Here is a 4,467-nt window from a genome sequence, read left to right as displayed (position 1 = left end):
GAAACTCAGAGCAGGGGCGCGTTCGTGGGCGCTACGCGGAGGAGAGCGGCCCGTGCTTGTGGGGAGCCTGCGGATCGTCGGCCGCTGGTGCCGGCGGTAGCCGTAGATGGAACGAGGTGCTGCCGGGGCTGCTGGTGACATGGATCGTGCCGTGGTGCGCGGCTGTGACGGCGTCCACGATCGCCAGGCCCAGACCCGTGCCGCCCGTCCGCCGAGAGCGGCCGGGGTCGGCTCGGGTGAAGCGGTGGAAGATCTCTGCCTGGAGTGCTTCGGGAATGCCCGGGCCGTCGTCGGCGACGGTGATGCCGACGTGGTCCGGGCCAGGAGTGAGTGAGAGGGTCACCCTCGTCCCGGATGGAGTGTGGATCCGGGCGTTGGAGAGCAGGTTGGCGAGGACTTGATGGAGGCGGTGTTCGTCGCCCTCGACGACGACGGGCTCCTCGGGCAGTTCCAGCTGCCAGAGGTGATCCGCGGACAGGGCACGGGCGTCGTCCACGGCGTCCAAGGCCAGACGTGTGAGGTCCACGGGTTCGCGTGCCAGAGGGCGGCCCGCGTCGAGACGTGCGAGAAGGAGCAGGTCGTCGACCAGGCCGCTCATCCGCCGCGACGTCGCGGCGATGCGCTCCAGGGAGTGCCGTACTTCCTGGGGCAGGGGGCCGGGGTGGCGCAAGGCGAGGTCGGTGTGCGCACGGACCGTGGCGATCGGAGTGCGGAGTTCGTGGCTGGCGTCGGCGGCGAAGTGGCGAAGGCGCTCCTCGCTGGCGTGGCGTCGGGCGAGAGCGTCGCCGACATGGCCGAGCATACGGTTGAGTGCGGTGGCGACCCGGCCGACTTCGGTGTGCGTGTCGCTGTGGGGGACCGGGGCGGGCATGGCGACCTCCCCGGTGGTCAGGGGCAGACGCGTGACCTCGGTGGCTTTGGTGGCCACGCGCTCCAGAGGCCGCAGGGACAGACGCACCCAGGCCGCTCCCGCGGCCGCGGTGGCCACGAGGGCGGCGCTGAAGACGGCGGCCTCCACGGCCACCAGCCGATGCACGGTGTCCTCCACGGGACGAAGCGGCAGTCCCGTGACCAGGACATCGCCGTCGTCGCCTCGTACGGCGGCCAGGCGGTAACGGCCGTCCAGCGCAGACAAGTGGATGCTGTGACCTTTGCCGTCCGGTGGCAGTGCCGCCAGGACGTGGCGATCGGCCGGCGACAGGTGCACCGCGGCGTCGGTGTCGTCCTGAACCACGGCGGCCTGGGTGGTACGAGAGGACAGCAGACGGGCGCCGAAGGTCCCTTCGGTCTGGCCGCGGGTGTCGGGGGCGTTGTCGGCGTCGGGACGGTCCTCGTGCTCGAGGCTGGCCGCGAACCGGCCACCCGTCATGGCGAGTTGCTGATCGATCCGGCCGATGAGGAAGCTCTCCAAGGCGACGGTGGTCGCAACACCGACGACTGCGCACGCCACGGCCAGCAACACCACGAGACCGGTGGTGAGACGCAACCGCAGGGAGACCGGCCGGGCGCGCCGGGCGGCCAATCCTCGGCGTATCGCGGCGGATACGCGTGACCTGCGCATGTTCACGTCCGGCTCTGCTTGAGGACGTATCCCACACCGCGCACCGTGTGGATCAGTGGAGCATGCCCGGCGTCGATCTTCTTGCGCAGGTAGCTGATGTAGAGCTCGACCACGTGGGCTCGTCCCCCGAAGTCGTAGGACCACACGCGGTCGAGGATCTGCTCCTTGGACAGCACGCGGCGCGGGTTGCGCATCAGGAACCGCAGCAGCTCGAATTCGGTGCGGGACAGCTCGACGACCCGGCCGGACCGGGTGACCTCCCGGGCTTCCTCGTCCATCGCCAGGTCCGCGACGACGAGACGCGGTGAGTCGGCCTCGCGCGACATGCCTGCCCGGCGCATGAGCCCGCGCAATCGCGCCAGCACCTCCTCCAAGGCGAAAGGCTTGGTGACATAGTCGTCACCCCCCGCGGTGATGCCTGCTATCCGGTCTTCGACGGCGTCACGCGCGGTCAGGAAGAGCACGCAGACCTGCGGGAGCCTCTGACGCAGGGCGTGCAGCACTCCCAGGCCGTCGGTGTCGGGCAGCATCCAGTCCAGGACGACGGCATCGGGCCGGAAGCTGTCGGCTGTCTCCAGCGCGCTGGCGCCATCGCCGACGATGCGGACTTCCCAGCCCTCGGAGCGCAGCGCGGCACCGAGGACGTCTGTCAGATCGGGTTCGTCGTCCACCACCAGGACTCGGACGGCACCGCCGTCGTGCCTGCGCAGCGGAAGGGGATTGGTGTGGTTCGGCGTGGTGCTCATGTTGCTTCAAGCATCGCGCCTCGTGGGCGGTCCTGGATGCGCGGGAGCTTCTGAGTTTCTTCTGAACTCCGCAAGAGAAACCGACCGACAGCTGCCGGGGCGTGTGGGCCAGGGGGAGACGGCACGGCAGCACCGCGCTCAGTAGGGCATCGGCCGCCCGGACGGAGTCCGCAGGTCAGGGGGCCCGGCCGGCTCGGAGGCCGAGGGTGCTTCGTCTCCTGCATCTTCTTCGTCATGGTCGCCTCGGGACGTGGCGCTGCGCTTCACCCCATGCTCGCCGGTCTCCGGCCGTTCGGACAGGGGCGACCGGCCCTGGCTGCGACCGCAACGGGTCCCCTGCCCGAGATGGGCCGAACGTCCTCGGTCGGGGCCCGACCGTCCCTGCCCCCGACGGAGCCGGAGTGGGACCGTGTAAGGGAGACCCCCTGCTGCACGTGATGGCAGCCCGAGAGATTGGTGGTGGGGATCATGGAACTGCCCTTGATCGTGGGCGTCGACGGATCGGACGGCAGCATCCTGGCCATCGACTGGGCGGTGGACGAGGCCGTCCGCCATGGTCTGCCGTTGCGGCTGGTCTATGCCTCCCTGTGGGAGCGCTACGAAGGTGCGTTGCCGTCGCTGGGCCGGGAGCGCCCCTCGGAGCGGGTGATGGCGGACCACATCGTGGCTTCCGCCGAGGAACGCGTTCGACGCCTCAGCCCCGACCTGAAGGTGACGGGCGAGGCGGTGGCCGCTGAAGCGGTGTCCGCCCTCCTGAGCGAGGGAGACAACGCGTCTGCCCTTGTGACCGGGTCGCGCGGTCGTGGAGAGTTGAAGGGGACGCTGCTGGGCTCGGTGAGCCTCGCTGTCGCGGCCCGTGCGTACTGCCCGGTCGTCGTGGTCCGGGGCGACAGGGCCGGTCTGGCCGGTACGCACGGTCGGATCCTGCTCGGTGCCGGGGACCCCGACACGAGCGGCGAGGCCGTCCGGTTCGCGTTCCGTGAGGCCGAGGCCCGTGGGTGCGAGCTCGACGTCGTCCGTGCGTGGCGCCTTCCGGTGAACGAAGCCGCCGACCCCCCGGCACCGGCCGAGGCTCCCGTGTACGAGCACGAGGCGCAGGCCTCCGACCTGGTGGACGAGCTGGTGGCCGACGTCATGGCCGATTACCCGGCTGTGCGGGTGCGCCGGGCCACGGTCGAGGGACCGGCACGCAGGGTGCTGGTGAACCGCTCGGCCGCCGCCGACCTCGTGGTCGTGGGCGCTCGGCGCCGGACCGGCCACTTCGGCCTCCAGCTGGGCCGGGTGAGCCATACCCTGCTGCACCACGCGGACTGCCCCGTCGCGGTCGTGCCCCAGCGGACATGACCGCCGGACGGCCTGAACCGGGCCGATGAACGCCCCGGTTTCGCGCGACACGCTCGTGTCGCGGGAAGCCGAGGCGTTGTCAGCTCGGGCGACACTGGTCCGGCAAGGTCCTTTCTCCAGGGCACCCGGCCCCGGAGCCGCGAAGGGGGGCACTCGCATGACGGCCTGGACCTGGGAATACGAGGGATACGATCCCGCACACCAGCGTCTGAGGGAGACGCTGTGCACCTTGGGCAACGGTCGCTTCGCCACGCGCGGGGCACTGCCCGAGTGCGCGGCGGACGACGTGCACTACCCGGCTACCTACGCGGCGGGCTGCTACAACCGGCTCACCTCCGACGTCGCGGACCGCCATGTCGAGAACGAGGACATGGTCAACCTGCCCAACTGGTTGCCCCTCCGCTTCCGGCCCGCGGGCGGTGAATGGCTCACACCGGACAGCGCGCCGGTGCTCGCCCACCGTCAGACCCTCGTCCTGAACGCGGGACTGCTGGACCGCGTCACCCGGTACGGCCTGGACGACGACCGGGTGCTGTCCGTACGGCAGCAACGCCTCGTGCACATGGGCGACCCGAACCTCGCCGCCCTGCGCACCGAGTTCACCGTCGAGGGCGCAACGACGGAGCTGGAAGTCGAGGCGGCGCTCGACGGGGGAGTCACCAACGCGGGGGTGCAGCGTTACCGCGGCCTTGCGGGGCAACACCTGACCCACGTGCACACCTCCAGAATCGATGAGCCGACGAAAGTCCAGGACGTTGTCCTGGTGCCCGAGGGCGTAGCGGAGGATGGGGGAGAGGGTGAGTAGGTCGGCCCGGT

At 70.6% G+C, this 4,467-nt stretch carries 3 protein-coding genes and 1 pseudogene; 2 read left to right on the top strand and 2 right to left on the bottom strand.

The window, feature by feature from the left end:
- Nucleotides 1-31: 31 nt before the first annotated feature.
- Both ABZ281_RS39625 and ABZ281_RS39620 read right to left on the bottom strand, forming a co-directional pair.
- Nucleotides 32-1,561: a HAMP domain-containing sensor histidine kinase gene (locus tag ABZ281_RS39625; RefSeq protein ID WP_356662831.1), complete on the bottom strand. Its 1,530-nt coding sequence runs from the start codon at nucleotides 1,559-1,561 to the stop codon at nucleotides 32-34.
- Nucleotides 1,562-1,563: 2 nt separating this feature from the next.
- Nucleotides 1,564-2,307 carry a response regulator transcription factor gene (locus ABZ281_RS39620; protein WP_356662830.1) on the bottom strand — a complete coding sequence of 248 codons (744 nt, stop codon included), beginning with the start codon at nucleotides 2,305-2,307 and terminating at the stop codon, nucleotides 1,564-1,566.
- Between the two features lie 468 nt (nucleotides 2,308-2,775).
- On the opposite strand from ABZ281_RS39620, the gene ABZ281_RS39615 reads away from it, so the two are divergent.
- Nucleotides 2,776-3,651, top strand: coding sequence for a universal stress protein (locus ABZ281_RS39615; protein ID WP_356662829.1), 876 nt, complete (start codon nucleotides 2,776-2,778; stop codon nucleotides 3,649-3,651).
- A 157-nt stretch (nucleotides 3,652-3,808) separates the two neighbouring features.
- Nucleotides 3,809-4,372: pseudogene (locus ABZ281_RS39610) on the top strand (glycoside hydrolase family 65 protein); the annotation flags it as partial.
- Nucleotides 4,373-4,467: the final 95 nt, after the last annotated feature.

It is taken from the genome of Streptomyces sp. NPDC006265 (assembly GCF_040613555.1).
In the GTDB taxonomy this organism is placed as follows: Bacteria; Actinomycetota; Actinomycetes; order Streptomycetales; family Streptomycetaceae; genus Streptomyces.
Note: the sequence above shows the minus strand (reverse complement) of the source record. Positions and strands in the feature narration are given on the sequence as shown.